This is a genomic window from Enterobacter sp. SA197, from assembly GCF_054131575.1.
Genome location: NZ_CP096393.1, coordinates 3,665,247 through 3,684,642, shown reverse-complemented (window position 1 = coordinate 3,684,642; position 19,396 = coordinate 3,665,247). Strand labels below are relative to the sequence as shown.

At 56.1% G+C, this 19,396-nt stretch carries 14 protein-coding genes and 1 pseudogene; 11 read left to right on the top strand and 4 right to left on the bottom strand.

Annotated features, from left to right (window positions below; genetic code table 11):
- Positions 1-23: 23 nt before the first annotated feature.
- Genes recO through acpS form a run of 3 tightly spaced genes read left to right on the top strand, consistent with a single transcriptional unit; the run spans position 24 to position 1,875 of the window.
- Entirely contained in the window at positions 24-755 is a 732-nt protein-coding gene (gene recO, locus M1D91_RS17250; RefSeq protein WP_437431859.1) for a DNA repair protein RecO, read from the top strand.
- Between the two features lie 8 nt (positions 756-763).
- Positions 764-1,495, top strand: coding sequence for a pyridoxine 5'-phosphate synthase (gene pdxJ, locus M1D91_RS17245; protein ID WP_437431860.1), 732 nt, complete (start codon positions 764-766; stop codon positions 1,493-1,495).
- Positions 1,495-1,875: a holo-ACP synthase gene (acpS, locus tag M1D91_RS17240; protein WP_437431861.1), complete on the top strand. Its 381-nt coding sequence runs from the start codon at positions 1,495-1,497 to the stop codon at positions 1,873-1,875. The genes pdxJ and acpS overlap by 1 nt, the downstream gene beginning before the upstream one ends.
- Here the strand turns inward: acpS and M1D91_RS17235 are convergent.
- Positions 1,872-2,132 carry a YfhL family 4Fe-4S dicluster ferredoxin gene (locus M1D91_RS17235; protein ID WP_437431862.1) on the bottom strand — a complete coding sequence of 87 codons (261 nt, stop codon included), beginning with the start codon at positions 2,130-2,132 and terminating at the stop codon, positions 1,872-1,874. The genes acpS and M1D91_RS17235 overlap by 4 nt on opposite strands.
- Positions 2,133-2,190: 58 nt before the next feature.
- A complete protein-coding gene (locus M1D91_RS17230) occupies positions 2,191-3,039 on the bottom strand; it encodes a MurR/RpiR family transcriptional regulator (RefSeq protein WP_437431863.1) in 849 nt (282 codons plus the stop codon).
- A 119-nt stretch (positions 3,040-3,158) separates the two neighbouring features.
- On the opposite strand from M1D91_RS17230, the gene murQ reads away from it, so the two are divergent.
- From murQ to tadA, 4 genes and pseudogenes are all read left to right on the top strand, one after another.
- Positions 3,159-4,052 (top strand): N-acetylmuramic acid 6-phosphate etherase, encoded by an 894-nt coding sequence (murQ, locus tag M1D91_RS17225; RefSeq protein WP_437431864.1) that lies wholly within the window; start codon positions 3,159-3,161, stop codon positions 4,050-4,052.
- 10 nt (positions 4,053-4,062) lie between these two features.
- Positions 4,063-5,427, top strand: coding sequence for a PTS transporter subunit EIIC (locus M1D91_RS17220; RefSeq protein WP_437431865.1), 1,365 nt, complete (start codon positions 4,063-4,065; stop codon positions 5,425-5,427).
- 3 nt (positions 5,428-5,430) lie between these two features.
- Entirely contained in the window at positions 5,431-6,066 is a 636-nt protein-coding gene (yfhb, locus tag M1D91_RS17215) for a phosphatidylglycerophosphatase C (RefSeq protein ID WP_437431866.1), read from the top strand.
- Positions 6,063-6,633 (top strand): annotated as a pseudogene (gene tadA / locus M1D91_RS17210) (tRNA adenosine(34) deaminase TadA). Before yfhb ends, tadA begins: the two are co-directional and overlap by 4 nt.
- Here tadA and mltF read toward each other — a convergent pair.
- Entirely contained in the window at positions 6,626-8,191 is a 1,566-nt protein-coding gene (mltF, locus tag M1D91_RS17205) for a membrane-bound lytic murein transglycosylase MltF (protein WP_437431867.1), read from the bottom strand. The pseudogene tadA and the gene mltF sit on opposite strands and share 8 nt — an antisense overlap.
- Before the next feature lie 256 nt (positions 8,192-8,447).
- Between mltF and purL the strand changes: the two genes are divergently transcribed.
- The 3 genes from purL (at position 8,448) to M1D91_RS17190 (ending at position 17,086) form a co-directional block, all read left to right on the top strand.
- Positions 8,448-12,335, top strand: a complete 3,888-nt coding sequence (purL, locus tag M1D91_RS17200; protein WP_437431868.1) for a phosphoribosylformylglycinamidine synthase — start codon at positions 8,448-8,450, stop codon at positions 12,333-12,335.
- Between the two features lie 124 nt (positions 12,336-12,459).
- A complete protein-coding gene (locus M1D91_RS17195; protein WP_437431869.1) occupies positions 12,460-15,474 on the top strand; it encodes a WGR domain-containing protein in 3,015 nt (1,004 codons plus the stop codon).
- Positions 15,464-17,086, top strand: a complete 1,623-nt coding sequence (locus tag M1D91_RS17190; protein ID WP_437431870.1) for a hypothetical protein — start codon at positions 15,464-15,466, stop codon at positions 17,084-17,086. Before M1D91_RS17195 ends, M1D91_RS17190 begins: the two co-directional genes overlap by 11 nt.
- 151 nt (positions 17,087-17,237) lie before the next feature.
- Here the strand turns inward: M1D91_RS17190 and M1D91_RS17185 are convergent, their stop codons facing one another.
- Positions 17,238-17,363: a hypothetical protein gene (locus M1D91_RS17185; RefSeq protein ID WP_437431871.1), complete on the bottom strand. Its 126-nt coding sequence runs from the start codon at positions 17,361-17,363 to the stop codon at positions 17,238-17,240.
- 41 nt (positions 17,364-17,404) lie between these two features.
- Here M1D91_RS17185 and M1D91_RS17180 point away from each other — a divergent pair, with 41 nt between their 5' ends.
- Positions 17,405-19,105 carry a reverse transcriptase family protein gene (locus M1D91_RS17180; protein ID WP_437431872.1) on the top strand — a complete coding sequence of 567 codons (1,701 nt, stop codon included), beginning with the start codon at positions 17,405-17,407 and terminating at the stop codon, positions 19,103-19,105.
- Positions 19,106-19,396: the final 291 nt, after the last annotated feature.

Sequence of the window (19,396 nt, the reverse complement as noted above, 5' to 3'; positions counted from 1 at the left end):
AACGCCATAGAGTATAAGCATTAATGGAAGGCTGGCAGCGCGCCTTCGTTCTGCATAGTCGTCCCTGGAGCGAAACCAGCCTGATGCTGGACGTCTTCACGGAAGAGTCGGGTCGCGTGCGCCTTGTTGCCAAAGGTGCACGTTCCAAACGTTCTAACCTCAAAGGCGCATTACAGCCCTTTACCCCTCTGCTGGTGCGCTTTGGTGGCCGCGGCGATGTCAAAACGCTACGCAGCGCGGAAGCCGTTTCGCTGGCGCTCCCGCTCAGCGGTATCTCCCTTTACAGCGGCTTGTACGTTAACGAACTCATTGCACGCGTCCTTGAACAGGAAACCCGCTTTTCTGAACTCTTCTTTGATTATCTGCACTGCATTCAGGCACTGGCGGGGGCGGCAGGATCCCCAGAACCCGCCCTGAGGCGCTTTGAACTGGCCCTGCTCGGGCACCTGGGCTATGGCGTGGATTTCCTGCATTGTGCAGGTAGCGGCGAGGCTGTGGAAGACACCATGACCTACCGCTACCGTGAAGAAAAAGGGTTTATCGCCAGCGTGGTGATAGATAACACCACCTTTACCGGCCGCCAACTGCGCGCGCTGGCTGAACGTGAATTTCCTGATATGGACACCCTCAGGGCGGCTAAACGCTTTACCCGCATAGCGCTAAAGCCGTATCTTGGAGGTAAACCGCTGAAGAGTCGGGAATTGTTCCGGCAGTTCATGCCGAAGCGAGCAACCAAAACGAATAATGAAGAATGAGGATTGTCATGTCTGAATTACTGTTGGGCGTCAACATCGACCATATCGCCACCCTGCGCAATGCGCGCGGTACCGCCTACCCGGATCCGGTGCAGGCGGCGTTTATTGCCGAACAGGCAGGGGCAGATGGCATTACGGTGCATTTGCGTGAGGACCGTCGCCACATCACTGACCGCGATGTGCGCGTGCTGCGTCAGACGCTGGATACGCGCATGAACCTCGAAATGGCGGTAACCGAAGAGATGCTGGCGATTGCCGTCGAGACACAGCCGCATTTTTGCTGTCTGGTACCGGAAAAGCGCCAGGAGGTGACCACCGAAGGCGGCCTTGATGTGGCAGGCCAGCGCGACAAAATGCGCGACGCCTGCAAACGTCTGGCGGATGCGGGCATCCTGGTTTCGCTGTTTATCGATGCTGACGTTGAGCAAATCAAAGCCGCAGCCGATGTCGGTGCCCCCTATATCGAAATTCACACTGGCTGTTACGCCGAAGCGAAAAACGAAACCGCGCAGGCGCATGAGCTTGAGCGTATTGCCAAAGCCGCAACCTACGCGGCAAGCCTCGGTCTGAAAGTGAACGCCGGGCACGGTCTCACATACCATAACGTTCAGGCAATCGCGCGTCTGCCGGAAATGCATGAACTCAACATTGGTCACGCGATTATTGGCCGGGCGGTCATGAGCGGCCTTAAAGAAGCCGTTGCAGAAATGAAGCGTCTGATGGTGGAAGCGCGTAAGTAATGGCGATTCTGGGGCTGGGGACGGACATTGTTGAAATCGCCCGTATTGAAGCGGTGATCGCCCGCAGTGGCGATCGGCTGGCAAAACGTGTACTCAGTGACTACGAGTGGACAATCTGGGAAACGCACCAGCAACCGGTGCGCTTTCTTGCTAAACGTTTTGCGGTGAAGGAAGCTGCCGCCAAGGCCTTTGGCACCGGCATTCGTAACGGGCTCGCCTTTGACCAGTTTGAAGTTTATAACGATGCGCTCGGTAAGCCCTGTCTGCGCTTATGGGGCGAAGCGTTACTGCTGGCAGAAAAGCTTGGGGTGACACATATGCACGTCACACTGGCAGATGAACGCCGCTATGCCTGCGCGACGGTTATCCTCGAAAGTTAGAGTTTATCAGCGTGATGCAGTAGCACGAACTTATCCCACAGCTGCTCTTCGCTCTCAGGATGTGCCGGATCTTTCAGAATGGTATTGGGGATCGGGCACACTTTCTGGCAGGTTGGCGTCTCATAATGACCGACGCATTCGGTACAGCGATCGCTGTTAATCTCATAGATGCTGTCGCCCATCGTAATGGCCTCATTAGGACATTCCGGTTCGCACATATCGCAATTGATGCATTTTTTAGTGATTAACAGCGCCATCAGGAAAATCTCAGAAACCTCACACAAACAGGGCGGGAATTATACGCGCATTCCCTGCTCAGACCAGTTTTTTCACCAACTCTTCACTCTGACGGATACGATCCGGCGCATGGTCGAGATCCTGCTGGATCAGCGCCATAAAGAGCACATCCACCAGCATCATCTGCGCGCTGGACGATGAGATGGCCGCACTGCGCGTGGCCTGCTCTTCAGCAATCGTATATAAACAGCGGGTGGCGCGCTGCTGAAGCGCATTAGGCGTAAAACCGGTGATAGCCAGAATTTTTCCACCGACACGCAAGGTTTCATCCGCAGCCATATTGATCTCGCGGCGTTCGCCGGAATACGAAACCGGTAGCAGGAGATCCTGAGGCGACATCGCCTGCACGATAGCCAGCAGAGCATGCATGTCCTGCTCTGCAACCGCGTTGAGGCCAATCTTCATCAGTTTCCAGCCAAAGTTTCGTGCCACCAGACCCGACGCACCAATACCGGTAATTACAATCCGCCTGGCATTACGCAGCATCTCGACGCTTTCGCGAAGCTTCTCTTCACTGTTTACGTCAAGCGTAGCGCGCATCGCACTCAGGTTTTCATTGATGAGCTTTTCACCCACCACGCGCAGCGGATCGTCGCCGCGAATGTGGTTATGCACGGTTACTGACCAGGGCTCAGGCGCACTGACCAGCGCTTCGCTGAGCGCCAGCTTCAGAGCCGGAAAACCTTTATACCCAAGCTTCTGCGCAAATTTCACCACGCTTGACTGACTCACGCCGGCATCGGCCGCCAGCTGCTGTGAGCTTAAATGGCGCGCCAGTTCAGGATGAGTCAGCAGGAAATCAGCAAGTTTCCTGTCGCTCTGGGCAAACCCGGCATAACGCTGGCGAATGTGCATCAAACAATTCATAACCACTCCGGTGCAAAAATGTGACGACAATTACAAACAGCCATGTTACGCAGGCAGATGAATTTTATATTCCAGATTATTACGGTTATTATGAATTAAAAATTCCTTAGGAGCAAAAAATGAATCTGGGCGCACTGGTATCAGAAACGCGTAATCCACAGACGATGGATTTAGACGCCTTATCAACCCTTGAGCTTGTTACCCGTTTTAACCAGCAGGATGCGCTGGTTGCCGACGCCGTTAAAACAACCTTACCCGACGTCGCCCGCGCGGTAGAGGCGGCGGCGGCCTCCCTTAAAGCAGGGGGGCGCATTATTTATATGGGGGCGGGGACCAGCGGGCGACTGGGTGTGCTGGATGCCTCTGAATGTCCGCCGACCTTTGGTGTCGAACACGGGCTGGTCGTGGGGCTGATTGCCGGAGGGCCGGGGGCGCTGCTTAAAGCGGTTGAAGGGGCGGAAGATAATGCCCAACTGGGTGAGGACGACCTGGTGGCCCTCACGCTTAAGCCGCAGGATCTGGTGGTCGGACTGGCCGCGTCCGGGCGCACACCTTATGTCATTGGTGGACTACAGTTTGCCCGCCGTTCGGGCTGCACCACGGTCGCCATCTCCTGTAATCCGGACTCTCCCATTGCGCATGAAGCCGATATCGCCATCTCACCAGTGGTGGGCCCGGAAGCGCTTACCGGCTCCACGCGGTTGAAATCCGGTACTGCGCAAAAACTGGTACTGAACATGATCTCTACCGGGGCGATGGTGAAATTTGGCAAGGTTTACCAGAACCTGATGGTGGATATGAAAGCGACTAACGTGAAGCTGATAGACAGAGCCTGTCGGATGTTAATGGAAGCGACGGGAGTAACCCGTAAGGAGGCGGAAACTGTGCTTAAGCAAACGGAATATGAGGTTAAGCCCGCCATTTTAATGGTGTTGAGCGGTCTTGATGCGACAGCAGCCAGAACCCGACTTGAACATCACCAGGGTTTTTTACGGGCAGCATTAGAAAACTAAAGAGGCAGTGATGGAGAAGACAGCGGCGCTCGCCAGCGGCATCCTTACGGGTGTCGGTGGGAAAGGTAATATTCTGCGGCTCGAAAACTGTATGACACGCGTGCGTATTGAGTTGCATGACGACGACAGGTTAAATCTTACAGGCATAAAAAAGCTAACCGGTATCAGCGGCTACGTAAAACAGGGCCAGCAGCATCAGTTTATCGTTGGGCCCGGAAAAGCCGCTCAGGTGGTAGAGGCAATGCATGCACGCATGGCGGAGGAGGCAGTCACGCCAGGTTTTGACGACATAGATCGCACCAAAGCGCAGGCAAAAGCCAGATACAAAGCCCCGATGAGTGATGCTTTGCGTCAGCTGGCTAACGTTTTTATTCCGCTCATTCCGGCTTTTATCGCATCTGGACTCATTACCGGCATTATCAACATCTTAAAACGCCCTGATATCGTCGGTGACTTTGCCACGCAATACCCCAACATGCTTGGACTGCTGGGCATTTTTGGCAGCGCGGTCTTTGCCATTATGAGCATTCTGGTGGGGGTAAACACGGCGAAAGTGTTTGGCGGCTCTCAGGCGCTCGGTGGCGTGATGGCCGGTATCCTTTCCAGCCCACAGCTCGCTCAAATCACGCTTTTTGGTGAAAGCTTACAACCGGGGCGCGGCGGGGTGATCGCCGTTCTGCTGGTAGTGGGATTGATGTGTTGGATTGAAAAACGTCTTCGGCGCATTTTACCCGGTTCGGTCGAGTTGATCCTCAACCCGCTGTTAACGACCCTGATTGCAGGGACGGTCGCAATCGTGGCCCTGCAGCCGTTGGGCGGCATTATTTCTGAAGCCATCGCCCACGGGGCCACCTGGGCCATCGAGCGTGGCGGCCTGCTCGTGGGGGCAGTACTTGCAGGCACTTTCCTGCCGCTGGTGCTGACGGGGCTGCACCAGGGACTGGTGCCTATTCACGTCGAACTGGTCCAGGCGCATGGTTACAATGCGCTGTTGCCGATTCTGGCCATGGCGGGAGTAGGGCAGGTAGGGGCCGCTATCGCCGTGCTGATGAAAACCCGTAACATCCGGCTCAAAAAAGTCATTAAAGGCGCGTTGCCGGTTGGGTTATTAGGGGTGGGAGAACCTCTCATCTTTGGTGTCACCCTGCCTTTGGGTAAACCTTTTCTGGGGGCCTGTCTGGGGGGCGCTGTAGGTGGAGCAGTAATCGGCTATACGAAAGTGGCAACGGTGATTACGTTTGGTATTTCTGGATTGCCGCTCGCATTAACTATCGTTACCGGAAAAGTGATGCTCTATCTGTTAGGCTATCTGGTAGCGGTTTTTGCCGGCTTCCTGTTCACCTGGCTTTTAGGTTTCAACGATCCTGAGGAGTAACATTTGACTACCAGTGAGCGTCGCGTTGTTTTTTTTGATCTTGATGGCACGTTGCACCAGCAGGACATGTTCGGCACTTTTCTGCGCTATGTTCTGCGTCATCACCCGCTGAATGTTCTGCTGGTATTGCCTGTACTGCCGGTTATCGGCATTGCACTTCTTGTCAAAGGCCGGGCGGCGCGCTGGCCTATGAGCCTGCTGCTGTGGGCCTGTACCTTTGGCTATAGCGAAGCGCATATGAAGAAACTGGAGCAGAAATTTGCCACCTGGTTTCGGGGGCAGGTGACAGCATTCCCGGTGGTCCAGGAGCGTCTCACGCAGTATCTGCTGGCTTCCGATGCTGATATCTGGCTGATTACCGGCTCACCGCAGCCGCTGGTGGAGCAGGTCTATTTTGATACCCCCTGGCTGCCGCGTGTGAACATCATCGCCAGCCAGATTGGGCGTCGTTATGGTGGCTGGGTACTGACGATGCGCTGTCTCGGTCATGAAAAAGTGGCGCAGCTTGAGCGGCAAATCGGTACGCCACTGCGGCTTTACAGCGGCTACAGCGACAGCAAACAGGATAACCCACTGCTTTATTTCTGCCAGCACCGCTGGCGGGTGACTCCTCAGGGTAAGCTCCAGCAGCTGGAATGAGTGATGTGCAATACATAGCGGGTGTGTATAATGCGCCCCGCTTGTTAACTGGAGTCCTCCCCCTTGTCCAACCCTGAACTGAATCATGAATACTGGATGCGCCACGCCTTAACCCTGGCAAAACGTGCATGGGATGAAGGCGAAGTGCCCGTTGGCGCCGTGCTGGTGCACAACAACCAGGTGATTGGTGAAGGCTGGAATCGCCCGATAGGTCGCCACGATCCTACCGCGCACGCCGAGATCATGGCGCTACGTCAGGGGGGGATGGTGCTGCAAAACTACCGGCTTATCGACACCACGTTATATGTGACGCTGGAGCCCTGCGTGATGTGCGCAGGCGCAATGGTGCATGGTCGCATCGGGCAGGTGGTTTTCGGGGCGCGCGATGCCAAAACCGGCGCTGCGGGTTCACTGCTGGACGTACTGCAGCATCCGGGAATGAACCATCGTCCTGAGGTTATCGAAGGGGTATTGCGGGACGAGTGTGCAGTTATACTGAGCGACTTCTTCCGTCAGCGCCGTCTCGAAAAAAAAGCCCTCCGAAAAGGGCCTGACGCGCTTATTTGACCTTTGCTGGCACCGGTACCGTCAGCCTGTCTGGCACCAGAAGCGGATTGCGTGGGAAGGCGTCACTGGGATTGGGATTAAACGCACTAAAGGGCATCACACCGTAGGGCGTTTTATTAAACTCATCTGCCCCCACCACCGGGTAACTCTGCGCCATTTTCAACGTCTTCGCGGCCTGCTTCTCTTTTTCCTGCAAATAACCCACCAGACTGATTTCATACTTACGAATATTTTCCACGTAGGCATAGGCTTCATGCCCGCGCGCGTAACCATAGGTCAGTTTACTGTACCAGGGCTTCTGACTCAGCATAGGAAGCCGTTGCTTTACATCCGACCAGCTGTCGGGATTACCCTTCGTTTTAACGGTCAGCGCTCTGGCATCCAGCATATGGGCATACCCCATATTGTACGCCGCGAGGGCAAACCAGATGCGCTCCTCAGCGGGGACGGTTTCCGGCACTTTCGCCATCATATCCTGCAGGTAACGCGCGCCGCCGCTGATGCTCTGTTCCGCGTCTGTACGATCGCTCAGGCCCAGGCTCTGGGCCGTATTTTTAGTGAGCATCATCAGGCCGCGCACCCCGGTTGGCGAGGTAGCCTGGGTGTCCCAGTGCGACTCCTGATAAGAGATGGCAGCCAGCAGACGCCAGTCAATTTCCTGCGCGTATTTCGTAAACAGTGGCTGGAGTTCAGGCAGGACGCTATCCACTGCCCGCAGGAAACTACGCGTATCCACGTAATCGAAATCCTCCCCGTGACCCAGATATTTCTCCTCCAGGCGTGCCAGCGTCCCGTCTTCGTTGATGTTGTTGTAGAAGTCGAGCATCGCGGCGGAGAGCGTATTGTCATTATCACGGCGGGTAAACCAGGTCACCGGTTGTTCATCACTGATGTCGAGAGCCACCGCGAGTTCGGGATGGACGCGCTGAAACAAACTGATGGCAACAGAGTCGGCAACCGTATAACTGAGCTTACCGTTCACCACCTGCTCCAGCAGCTCGGTGGTGCCTGCCTTCTCATCCACTTTCCAGCTCAGTTCGGGAAATTTCTTCTCTTTTAGTTCACGTAGATCGTTGATGGCGACGTGGCCGGGCGCGATGGTTAACTGGCTGTCGTTTACGGTTGCCAGCGTTCGGGGGCGATAGCTGCCGACACGGTAGACCAGCTGTTGGGAGACCCAGTAGTAAACCGGACCTGGCTGGTAGTGCTGAATGCGATCGCTGTTGTAGACCAGGCCGGCGGCAAGCATGTCGGCCCGGCCCTCGTCCAGGTCATCAAACAGCTGACTGATATTTTGCCTGACGGTGACGTGCAGTTTTACCCCCAGGTACCTGGCAAACTGCTGCGCCAGTTCATAGTCGAGGCCGTAGGGCTTTTCGTCTACGTTTGTATAGGTCATCGGAGTGACAATGGTGCTGATACGAAGCTCACCGCGCGCCTTAATGGCAGCAATGCGATTCTCAGCTTTGCCGAACCAGGGGACAGAAGGCCATAGCGCGGCTGCCAGCAGAAGGGTAACGATGCCTATGAGCAGATAATTAATCTTAAATTTTTTCAATTAGTTAATTCTCTGCGCCGTGCGTCGCCCAAGTGAAAAGCCGCTATCAATACCAGGGGGTTTATTCGTAATTGAGCGGCATTTTGCGCAACAATACGCCAGTTGGCAACTAATTAGCGAAGGGGCGCATCGGCATAGCCAACTGGCGCAGGCAATTTTATTTCGACGCAAACGGTTTCGTCGCTGCTCAGGATTCACTATAATGACGCCCGTTTTCCCCCTGATGCACACTTAAAGCTTCGACGACGAGAGACTTATGATGGAAATTCTGCGTGGTTCGCCTGCACTGTCCGCATTTCGTATCAACAAACTGCTGGCGCGTTTTCAGGCAGCCCAGCTCCCGGTGAGCAACATTTACGCTGAGTATGTCCATTTTGCCGACGTGAATGACCGGTTGAACGAGGAAGAACTGACCCGACTGCAGCGCCTTCTGAAGTACGGCCCAAGCTTAAGCAGCCATACCCCGTCCGGCAAATTGCTCCTCGTGACGCCTCGCCCTGGCACTATCTCTCCCTGGTCTTCTAAAGCAACGGATATCGCTCATAACTGCGACCTGGCCAAAATCAATCGTCTGGAGCGCGGAGTGGCGTACTACGTTGAGGCCTCCACGCTGACCGAGGCGCAGTGGGGGAGTGTTGCCGCAGCGCTGCATGACCGCATGATGGAGACCGTCTTTACCGCAGAAGCGGAGGCGGCAACGCTGTTTGAACACCATCAGCCAGCACCGGTGCAGAGCGTAGATCTGCTTGGTGAGGGACGTCAGGCGCTGATTGATGCAAACGTGCGTCTGGGCCTGGCGCTGGCGGAAGACGAAATAGATTATCTCCAGGAGGCGTTCAGCCGTCTTGGCCGGAACCCTAACGATATTGAGCTGTACATGTTCGCGCAGGCTAACTCCGAACACTGCCGCCACAAAATTTTTAACGCCGACTGGGTCATTGACGGTGAACAGCAGCCGAAGTCGCTGTTCAAAATGATCAAAAACACCTTCGAAAAGACCCCTGACTATGTGCTGTCTGCCTATAAAGACAACGCGGCGGTCATGGAAGGGTCAGAGGTCGGGCGTTTCTTTGCTGACCATGAGAGCGGGCGTTATGACTTCCACCAGGAAGCCGCACATATTCTGATGAAAGTCGAAACCCACAACCACCCGACGGCAATCTCGCCGTGGCCGGGTGCGGCAACGGGGTCCGGTGGTGAGATTCGTGACGAAGGTGCAACCGGTCGTGGCGCCAAACCCAAAGCGGGTCTGGTGGGCTTCTCTGTCTCGAACCTGCGTATTCCGGGCTTTGAACAGCCGTGGGAAGAGGACTTCGGTAAGCCTGAGCGTATCGTTACTGCGCTGGATATTATGACCGATGGCCCGCTGGGCGGTGCAGCCTTTAACAACGAATTTGGTCGCCCCGCGCTCACCGGTTACTTCCGTACTTATGAAGAAAAAGTGAACAGCCACAACGGTGAAGAGCTGCGCGGTTACCACAAACCCATCATGCTGGCAGGCGGCATCGGCAATATCCGTGCTGACCATGTGCAGAAAGGTGAAATCACTGTCGGTGCGAAACTGATTGTGCTGGGCGGCCCGGCGATGAACATCGGTCTGGGCGGTGGTGCTGCCTCGTCTATGGCTTCCGGTCAGTCCGATGCGGACCTGGATTTTGCCTCCGTTCAGCGCGACAACCCGGAAATGGAACGTCGCTGTCAGGAGGTGATTGACCGCTGCTGGCAGCTGGGCGATGCCAACCCGATTCAGTTTATTCACGATGTAGGCGCAGGTGGCCTGTCGAACGCCATGCCGGAGCTGGTGAGCGACGGCGGGCGCGGCGGCAAATTCCAGCTGCGTGACATCCTGAGCGATGAACCGGGCATGAGCCCGCTTGAGATCTGGTGTAACGAATCTCAGGAGCGTTATGTGCTCTCCGTGGCGGCCGACCAGCTTCCGTTGTTTGACGAGCTATGCCGCCGCGAGCGCGCGCCCTATGCCGTGATTGGTGAGGCGGTGGAAGAGCAGCATCTGACGATGAACGACAGTCACTTCGACAACCAGCCAATCGACCTGCCGCTGGATGTGCTGTTGGGCAAAACCCCGAAAATGACCCGCGATGTGCAGACCCGCCAGGCAGCTGGCGAAGCCATTGATTCACGGGAGATCTCCATTGCTGACGCGGTCAATCGCGTACTGCATCTGCCTGCTGTTGCTGAGAAAACCTTCCTGGTGACCATTGGCGACCGTACCGTCACCGGGATGGTGTCACGCGACCAGATGGTTGGCCCGTGGCAGGTTCCGGTAGCGAACTGTGCGGTCACTACCGCCAGTCTCGACAGCTATTACGGTGAAGCCATGTCTATCGGCGAACGCGCCCCGGTGGCGCTGCTGGATTTCGCGGCCTCCGCCCGTCTGGCAGTGGGAGAGTCGCTGACCAACATGGCGGCGACACAAATTGGCGCCCTTAACCGCATTAAACTTTCTGCAAACTGGATGTCTGCCGCCGGGCACCCCGGTGAAGATGCGGGCCTTTACGACGCGGTGAAAGCCGTCGGCGAAGAGCTTTGCCCGGCGCTGGGTCTGACCATTCCGGTGGGTAAAGACTCGATGTCGATGAAAACCCGCTGGCAGGACGGTAATGAACAACGTGAGATGACTTCGCCGCTGTCGCTGGTGATCACCGCCTTTGCCCGCGTAGAGGATGTGCGCCGCACCGTAACGCCACAGCTCTCCAGCGAAGACAATGCCCTGTTGCTGATTGATCTGGGTAAAGGGCATAACGCGCTGGGGGCGACTGCGCTGGCGCAGGTTTATCGCCAGTTGGGTGATAAAACCGCCGATGTGCGTGACGTCGAGCAACTGAAAGGCTTCTGGAATGCGATGCAGACGCTGGTGGCAGAAGAGAAGCTGCTGGCCTGGCATGACCGTTCTGACGGTGGCCTGCTGGTCACGCTTGCCGAGATGGCCTTTGCCGGTCACTGCGGCGTGAATGTTGATATCGCTGCCCTGGGTAACGATCACCTGGCCGCTCTGTTCAATGAAGAGCTGGGTGGGGTGATTCAGGTGCGCGCCGCGGATCGCGAAGCGGTTGAGGCGCTGCTGGCGGCAAACGGTCTGGCGGATTGTGTTCACTACCTTGGTCAGGCCACCGCGAGCGATCGCTTTGTGATTGAAGCCGCTGGTCAGGCGGTGTTCAGCGAAAGCCGCACCACCCTGCGTATGTGGTGGGCGGAAACGACCTGGCAGATGCAACGCCTGCGTGATAACCCGGAATGTGCAGACCAGGAACACGAAGCGAAAGCGAATGATGCCGATCCGGGCCTGAACGTGAAGCTCTCCTTCGATATCAACGAAGACATTGCGGCACCGTATATTGCGACCGGCGCACGCCCGAAAGTGGCCGTACTGCGTGAGCAGGGTGTGAACTCCCATGTGGAGATGGCGGCCGCCTTCTACCGTGCGGGCTTTGATGCCATTGATGTACACATGAGCGATCTGCTGGCTGGGCGTACCGGTCTGGACGATTTCCAGGCGCTGGTGGCCTGCGGCGGGTTCTCTTACGGTGACGTGCTGGGGGCGGGCGAGGGTTGGGCGAAATCGATTCTGTTCAACAACCGCGTGCGTGATGCGTTCGAAACCTTCTTCCACCGTCCACAGACCCTGGCCCTGGGCGTCTGTAACGGCTGCCAGATGATGTCTAACCTGCGTGAGCTGGTGCCGGGCAGTGAACTGTGGCCACGCTTTGTACGCAACCATTCTGACCGCTTCGAGGCGCGTTTCAGCCTGGTTGAAGTCACGCAAAGCCCGTCGCTGCTGCTGCAGGGCATGGTAGGTTCGCAAATGCCGATCGCCGTTTCCCACGGCGAAGGGCGTGTGGAAGTGCGTGATGACGCGCACCTGGCCCAGCTTGAAAGCAAAGGGCTGGTGGCGCTGCGCTTCGTTGATAACTTCGGCAAAGTGACCCAAACCTATCCGGCAAACCCGAACGGTTCACCAAACGGGATCACGGCGGTGACCAACGAAAGTGGTCGTGTAACCCTGATGATGCCACATCCGGAACGTGTGTTCCGCACCGTAAGCAACTCCTGGCACCCGGAAAACTGGGGCGAAGATAGCCCGTGGATGCGCATTTTCCGTAACGCCCGTAAGCAGCTGGGTTAACCCGGTCTGTGACGCCCGGCCCGTGTGGTCGGGCGTACCCGCGCTTTCCAGGTGTTTATCTGTAGGACAGCGCTGGCGATATTGAGTACAATCGTTTCCGGTGCTAACAGGGAAGGGGACGGTTATGAAGCTGATTAAAAAGGTAAAATTAAGCTTTACGCAGGGAGCCTCTGACAAGGTTTATGAGGTGGATCTCTGTGAACAGCCAGGCAACGAGGCAAATCGTTACTGGGTGAATTTTCGCTATGGCCGACGCGGCGCTACGCTGCGGGAGGGGACTAAAACCCCTGCGCCCGTTGATCTCGCCCAGGCCGAGGCTATTTTCGCAAGCGTGGTGGTTGCCAAAACCAACAAAGGCTACGTTGAAGCCGGTTCCCTTTCTCCGTCCGCAGTCAGCACTTTCTCCTCGTCGTTACCCACCTTACTGCGCCAAATCCATCGCATTAACGCAAGCGAACAGCGTGCCCGCAGCATATGGCGACTGCCGCAGCAGCCGGATGACATGCTGGCCGACTGGCTGGAAAAGGGGCTTAACGAGCAGCACCACTGGCTGGAAAATTACGCCCGCCTCTGGGTGCTGGGCCGGGTGGGTAATCAACGCCACCTCACGCGGGTGAAGCCGTTTCTGACAAGCCACTCTGCCCCATTAAGCAGCCTGGCGTATGAAGTGTGCCTGCGCCTTGGCGACGATGATGATAGTGCGCTGCAAAGGGAGCAATTGCTGGCCGCGTTACCCCAGGAGCTGGTCAATGCCTTAGCAGCTAACGACCCTGAGTTACTGGATGCCTGCCTCCGGCATACGGTAACGGAGCACAATCCGGATGCCAGCGCGTTACTGAAAACGCTCTATCTGGCGGCCCTGGAGAGCGTGCCCTTGCACCAGAGCCTGCTTCGCCTCCTGACCACTTTGCCTCTGCGCCCCGGGCTGTTTAAAGGGGTACGCTATCTGTTCAAAATGGCGGAATTCCGTCTCGACGCCCCCATGTTTGCGCTGCTGGCCTGGCGCTTTGATACCACGCGCGAATATTACGCCGCCGAGTGGGATGGCGTCTGGGTAAATGGCGTGGGCTATCTTAAACCCAGCCAGGAGCTGTTGCGTGACGACAGCCGGCTGGCTTACTCGCGCAAAACCCGCAATTACCTGCGTCGCCGTAGCTGGCGCGCTCTGCGTCGGCTCGGTGCCCGTGGTGATACGCGTTATGTCGATATGGCCTGCGCCATTCTGCTGCGTTATCAGGAAGAGAGTCTGCTGCCAGAAAAGCAGAGTGAAGCGGGCGTCTATACCAGCGATGCGCATCTCTTCGTATGGAACGCCATTCTGCGTTTGCGTCACCCTCACTATCAGCGCCACCGGCAAAGAGCATTATGGCTTCGGGTTGACGATACCCCTGACGACAGCCGTCATGAGGCGTTTCCGGCATTATGGGATAAACGGCCTGATGCGTTGCTGATGTTATTAAACGCGAGTGACAGTGACGCGGTCTGCGCCTTTGCAATCAGGGCACTGCAAGAGAATCGGGGTTTCTGTGAGGCGTTGTCCGAGAGCCAGCTAACCCAGTTGCTGGCGCGCCCTTTTACCCGTATTGCTGATTTTGTGCTGTCGCTTCTGGCTGACCGTTCGCTTAGCCCTGCGCTTTTGGTCGCGCTTATCCATTGCGCTCATCCACAGGCTCGCGCCCTGGCACTGACCCACCTGAACAACGTGAGCGACCTGTTCGATGACACGGCGCTTGCGGTTGCCCTTATGCTGGCTGACGATGCGCAAATCAGAGGTTGGTCAGAAGGGCACCTTGCCCGCCAGCCGCTGACCCTTGAGCAGCAGGAGTCGCTGACGCAGGCGCTTTTTTTACAGCTTAACGCCGCGCACACCCGTATTTCTGAACAACATGCGCTCTGGCTGGCTACCATTATGATGAGCCATTTGCATGCTTCGTTACCCTTACTGACGACAGAGGCCATCAGCGGGCTGCTGGCCCATGACGATACGGGCGTACAACTTTTAGCTGCTGAGTTGCTGGTGGGGTCCGATGTCACGCTGGACCGTCTCCCGCAACCGCTTCTGGCGCACCTTCACCAGTCTCCCGTTGCGGCTATCCGCGCCGCTGGTATCGCTCTGTTGGGTAAACAGAGTCCGGCGTTGCTGCAATTGCAATTACCCCATCTGATTGCGCTTCTCGGTCAGGGAGAGAGGGAGGAGCGGCAGGCCTGCTTCGCCCTTCTGGGGCAGCTGGCGGAACACTATGCGCCTGATGTTTTTACGGCGCTGCTGCCTTTAGTCTTTCAAAAGGAGCCACAGGAGGGCACGCATGAGGCGCTCCTGAGCTTCTTCACGCAAAAGCTCAGTGCCAGCCTGGCTACGCTTGATAACAACACGCTCTGGCGGCTGCTCAACGCCAGGTCGCCTGGTGCGCAGAAACTGGGCGATACCATCCTCCAGACCCGCTCGCCGCAAGAGTGGAGCGTTAGTCAGTGGGTTGCGCTGGCAAATCATCCTGACCATCACGTTCGCGCATACGGCTTGCGGGCCTTTACTGAACACCCCGATGTGCTACGGGAACAGAGTAAAGCCGCACTGGGGCTTGTCGAGAGTGACTGGCCTGCCACCCGCGAATTCGGATTTGCCTATCTGCGCCAGTACATGCCTGACTCCGTATGGACTCCGGATATGATTGTTAACCTGTGTGACAGCAGCCGTGAAGATGTGCAGGCATGGGGGCGGGAGCTGTTGCAGACTTTCTTCCGGCACGAGCAGGGAGAGACCTATTTATTAAAGCTGAGCCAGCACCCCTCTCTGACGGTACAGACGTTCGTGACGCATTTTTTTGAAGAGTACGCGGCCGGAAAGCCCGCCGTTATCCTGGCGCTGAAACCCTGTTTCCTGGCCATCCTATCTCAGGTCAACCGTGGGCGTGTTGCGAAGGACAGAACCCTGGCCTTTCTGACGCAGCAGGCGGCGGCGAGTCCGCAGGTGCTTGAAATGGTTGCCTCTTTACTCACCCGCCTGTCGCTGACCGTCGTGCAGAAAGACAAGGCCCCGCTGATTAAGGCGATGTTGCAACTGCAACGGCAGCATCCTCATCTGAATCTACCACTGGCTATCATCACCCGACCCGGACAAGGAGCGCCTCATGCAGGTTAATTATCGCTATCAGGGAAAGAGTCACGCGCAGGCGTCGGGACTGACCTTCTCGCCGGATAGCTTGCGTCCACCGACGTTTTTTGTCGGTGAACTGAAGCAAAAGCTGGCGTTTCGCGAGGCTATTTCGGCGCTGCATAACGTGGTGGTGTCAGATATGCGTTTCCGGCCGAAAGACAAAACCGAGTATCGCAACTGGTTAGCGGGGGAAGAGCAGCGGTTATTGGCGGCATTTATTGCGCAAAAAAGCCAGCTTGAACAAGAGGTCGGGAAGCTAAGCGGGCAACTGGATGCCATGAACAAAGCGGCCACGACTCTGCTTGCACCTTATCACCAGGCGCAAAAAGCCTATTTTAGTTATCTCTATAAAAACGATATCGACGCCTGGTATGTGCTGGACCCGGTTATCACCGTACATCCTGATGAAGTGTTCTTTGAATGTTTTTCTGAGGATGAATCAAGCTATGGAAAACTGAGCTGCCATTACGATGTTTTCAACCATATCAGCGAGCATGCCTTTGGCACGACCAATATTGACTATTCCGAAGGTCTCTACCAGGCGTTTCAGAAGATCCGTGATTACCACCCGACGCAGTTAAAAATCGACCCGGACGGCTTTGCCGTAAAAACCGATGGCACGGTATACGACGAGAAGAAGATCGACCTGCCGGACAGCTGGGTGCGGGGCTTTTTACAGGTCAGTTCAGCAATGACTCTGCCAAAGGTGAATTTCTCGCTTGAGCCTATGGATATGCACAATATTTGCTTTCGGCTCAGGCGTAAAAAAGAGCGAAACGGACCGCGGTCGCTGCGTTTTGAACTGTTGCCGGGCCAGCCGGTGCGGATCATCTTCGAACCCTGGAACGAAACGCTGGTCTGTCCCCGCTCGCTGTACAACGGCGACCAGCCGCGTTCCATTCGTATCTGGGGGCGGCGCAGGCTGCATATCCTTGAGCGTCTGATCCCGGTCGCTGAAAAATTTGATGTCGCTCTTCTGGATGATGGAATGCCTTCATTCTGGACAGCCGATTTAGGGGCGATGAGTTTTACGCTCGGCCTGTCCGGCTGGAGCGCAAACGACTGGTCGGCCCAGGGCAATTTTGATCTGCTCGCGCCACGCCAGACGGTCGATACCCTGACGCTGGAGCGCGTCTATCAGGCGCTCAGCACGCGCCACCTGGCGTCAAGCGCCGCACTTGCCGCCGAACTTGGGCTGGAAGAGAGCATCGTAAAAGCGGCGCTGGCGGGCTACAGCCAGCGCGGGCAGGTGCTGTATGACTTAAACAAGGATGTCTACCGTATACGCGCCCTCTGTCGGGAGCCCATTCCGCTGGAACAGCTGCGTTTCAGCCATGAACGGGAAGAAAAAGCCGTTAATTTCGTCAACGCCGGGCTCGTCAAGGTGGAAAACTGCGCCGGCAATACGGCAGGAATGGCCTGTCAGGGGCAGGTTCTGGACAACGCCGTGCGTTACAGGGTCTCCCTCACTCTGGATGGAGACCAGCGGTTGACGGCGGGGGAGTGCAATTGCCACTTTTACCATCAGAACCGCCTGCGTCGCGGTCCGTGCGAACATATGCTGGCATTGCGGCTGGCAGTCAGGGTAAAAGCATGATGAAAAGGACTTTTTCAGCTGGTATACTCGATTTTAATAGCGGCGTGGCGCAGGAACCTTGCATCCCGGATGGTGGATCGCCATTCAGGTTTTATGACTGCCCACGCGTCACTGATGTCATCTTCACTGGGCAGAGTGTGAGTACCTGTCACTATTGCAGTATGGCTTCAACGAAGCCAATGAGTGACAGGTACTCCACTCTGCGTCGAGTGGATAACCTCAGTACCAGGAACGCTTCGAAGACCTGTTCCGCCACGCCGCTACCCCTCCCGTTCATCACCCTCTCCGCTTGCGCATCACGCTCAGGGAGTGTTCGTTATGTCTGAATCACCAAAACTCACCCGCCAGCAAATTTACGAACGTATCCGTGAATCCAGCAAAGAGGAGTACATCCTTTCGGAAATGATCCGGCTTGGGTTCTGGGATGAAACCCAGGAAAAACCGACGCTCACGAAGGAATTTATTTCGCAACGCGCGGCGTTACAAAAACAGCTGGCCGAACTGGGGCAAAAGCAGCGGCTCTACAGCGACCCGCAGCTCGCGTTACGGGAGATGCACAGGACACGGAAAAAAGCAGCGCTGGAGAAACGAGAGCAAACCCGTATTGCCCGTAATGAAGCGCGTTATGCCCGTGCAGTGCAATGGCATCAGAAACAGCAGACGGAAATTACCTGGCTTGGGGAGGGCTATTCGTTTGATCTGGCGGATACCGCGCACAACGAAGCCCGGCTACGCGCACAACATCTGCCTCTGCTGGCTGACAGCCAGGCACTGGCCTCGGCGATGGGCATTACCCTTAATGAGTTGCGGTTTCTCTGCTTTCAGAAAAATGTTTCCCGCATCAATCACTACCGACGTTTTACCCTTGCCAAAAAAAGCGGCGGCGAGCGGCTGATTTCGGCCCCGATGCCACGAATGAAACGTGCGCAGTACTGGATCCTGGATAACATTCTGAACCGGGTGACGTTGCACGATGCCGCGCACGGCTTTGTGAATGGTCGCAACATTCTGAGTAACGCACTGCCGCATGTGAATCAGGCCATTGTGGTCAACCTGGATATGGAAAACTTTTTTCCGACGGTGAACTACCGCCGTGTCAGAGGGATGTTTCGCCAGTTAGGTTATGCCGGGCAGCTCGCCACAGAGCTTGCGCTGTTAACCACAGAGCCTGAGGTTGAGCAGGTTATGCTGGATGGCGAAACCTGGTATGTGCAGGAGGATAATCGTCTCCTTCCGCAGGGGGCACCAACGAGTCCGGCCATCTCCAATATTATCTGCCGACGGCTCGACAGCCGCCTGCAGGCGATGGCCCGCAAACTCGGCTTTGTTTATACCCGTTATGCTGATGACATGACCTTTTCCAGTGCGCAATCCACAGCCAATGTTCAGCAACTCCTCTGGCGCTGCAGGCAGATTGTTAAGGATGAAGGATTCACCCTTCATCCGGCTAAAACGCGGGTGATGCGTAAATCCCAAAAGCAGGAAGTGACCGGTATTGTGGTGAATGAAAAACCCTCACTGGATCGCAAAACGCTAAAACGATTTCGTGCCCTGCTGTTTCAGATTGCGAAAGATGGAACCGAAGGAAAGCGCTGGGGGGCGGGTGAACTGATGGCGAGCCTCGAGGGATACGCTAACTTTGTGGCGATGGTAGCGCCTGAAAAAGGGATAGCCCTGCAAAAACAGGTCACCGATCTTAAGCGGCAGTACGGCTATCCCACTCCGCCGGGCCGTATTACGGCGCTGAATAAGAAGCTGTTTCGTGCGAAGGCCGCCCGGGGAGAAGCGCCGCGGGAAAACTGGTGGCAGGCACAACATTCCCCGGCACCGGTTCTGGAAAAAACTGCCCGGCAACAGGATGCCCTGGCGCCCGTATCGGTAGCGGCAGTTAACCCGGTCCCGCAAACGCCGCCTGATGACCCGCCACGCCCGACGGCTGAAACACCGCGTTCACCCTTACGGCTCTGGGTGGTGCTGATTCTTGTTTTGCTGGTGTTTATCGTGGCGCGAATGCTGTAAACGTTAACTACGTCATGTTGTAGTGTCGGGAAAATGCGACAAACGCCTGATCGAGGTGTCTCTAAAAGGAGACACTTAAGTTATTGATTTATATAGAACAGAAAAAGCGAAGCAGAGGGTGTTGCTAATCAGCGACAGTTAGCATGCAAATCATCCAGTCGCATTCAGAATGGCTTTGGAGTAAATGACTTTATTTTCAATATGTTAATAAATAAATTTGCATTCTGGCATGGCTGTTGCATAATATAAACCAGTGGCTCATTCACCCTCTTATGTCAGCCCCTTCGGGAC

What these genes read in the sequence shown, in the direction of transcription:
- recO (WP_437431859.1), top strand. Translation starts at nt 24, where the DNA reads ATGGAAGGCTGGCAGCGCGCCTTCGTTCTGCATAGTCGTCCCTGGAGC.
- pdxJ (WP_437431860.1), top strand. Translation starts at nt 764, where the DNA reads ATGTCTGAATTACTGTTGGGCGTCAACATCGACCATATCGCCACCCTG.
- acpS (WP_437431861.1), top strand. Translation starts at nt 1,495, where the DNA reads ATGGCGATTCTGGGGCTGGGGACGGACATTGTTGAAATCGCCCGTATT.
- M1D91_RS17235 (WP_437431862.1), bottom strand. Translation starts at nt 2,132, where the DNA reads ATGGCGCTGTTAATCACTAAAAAATGCATCAATTGCGATATGTGCGAA.
- M1D91_RS17230 (WP_437431863.1), bottom strand. Translation starts at nt 3,039, where the DNA reads ATGAATTGTTTGATGCACATTCGCCAGCGTTATGCCGGGTTTGCCCAG.
- murQ (WP_437431864.1), top strand. Translation starts at nt 3,159, where the DNA reads ATGAATCTGGGCGCACTGGTATCAGAAACGCGTAATCCACAGACGATG.
- M1D91_RS17220 (WP_437431865.1), top strand. Translation starts at nt 4,063, where the DNA reads ATGGAGAAGACAGCGGCGCTCGCCAGCGGCATCCTTACGGGTGTCGGT.
- purL (WP_437431868.1), top strand. Translation starts at nt 8,448, where the DNA reads ATGATGGAAATTCTGCGTGGTTCGCCTGCACTGTCCGCATTTCGTATC.
- M1D91_RS17195 (WP_437431869.1), top strand. Translation starts at nt 12,460, where the DNA reads ATGAAGCTGATTAAAAAGGTAAAATTAAGCTTTACGCAGGGAGCCTCT.
- M1D91_RS17190 (WP_437431870.1), top strand. Translation starts at nt 15,464, where the DNA reads ATGCAGGTTAATTATCGCTATCAGGGAAAGAGTCACGCGCAGGCGTCG.
- M1D91_RS17185 (WP_437431871.1), bottom strand. Translation starts at nt 17,363, where the DNA reads ATGAACGGGAGGGGTAGCGGCGTGGCGGAACAGGTCTTCGAAGCGTTC.
- M1D91_RS17180 (WP_437431872.1), top strand. Translation starts at nt 17,405, where the DNA reads ATGTCTGAATCACCAAAACTCACCCGCCAGCAAATTTACGAACGTATC.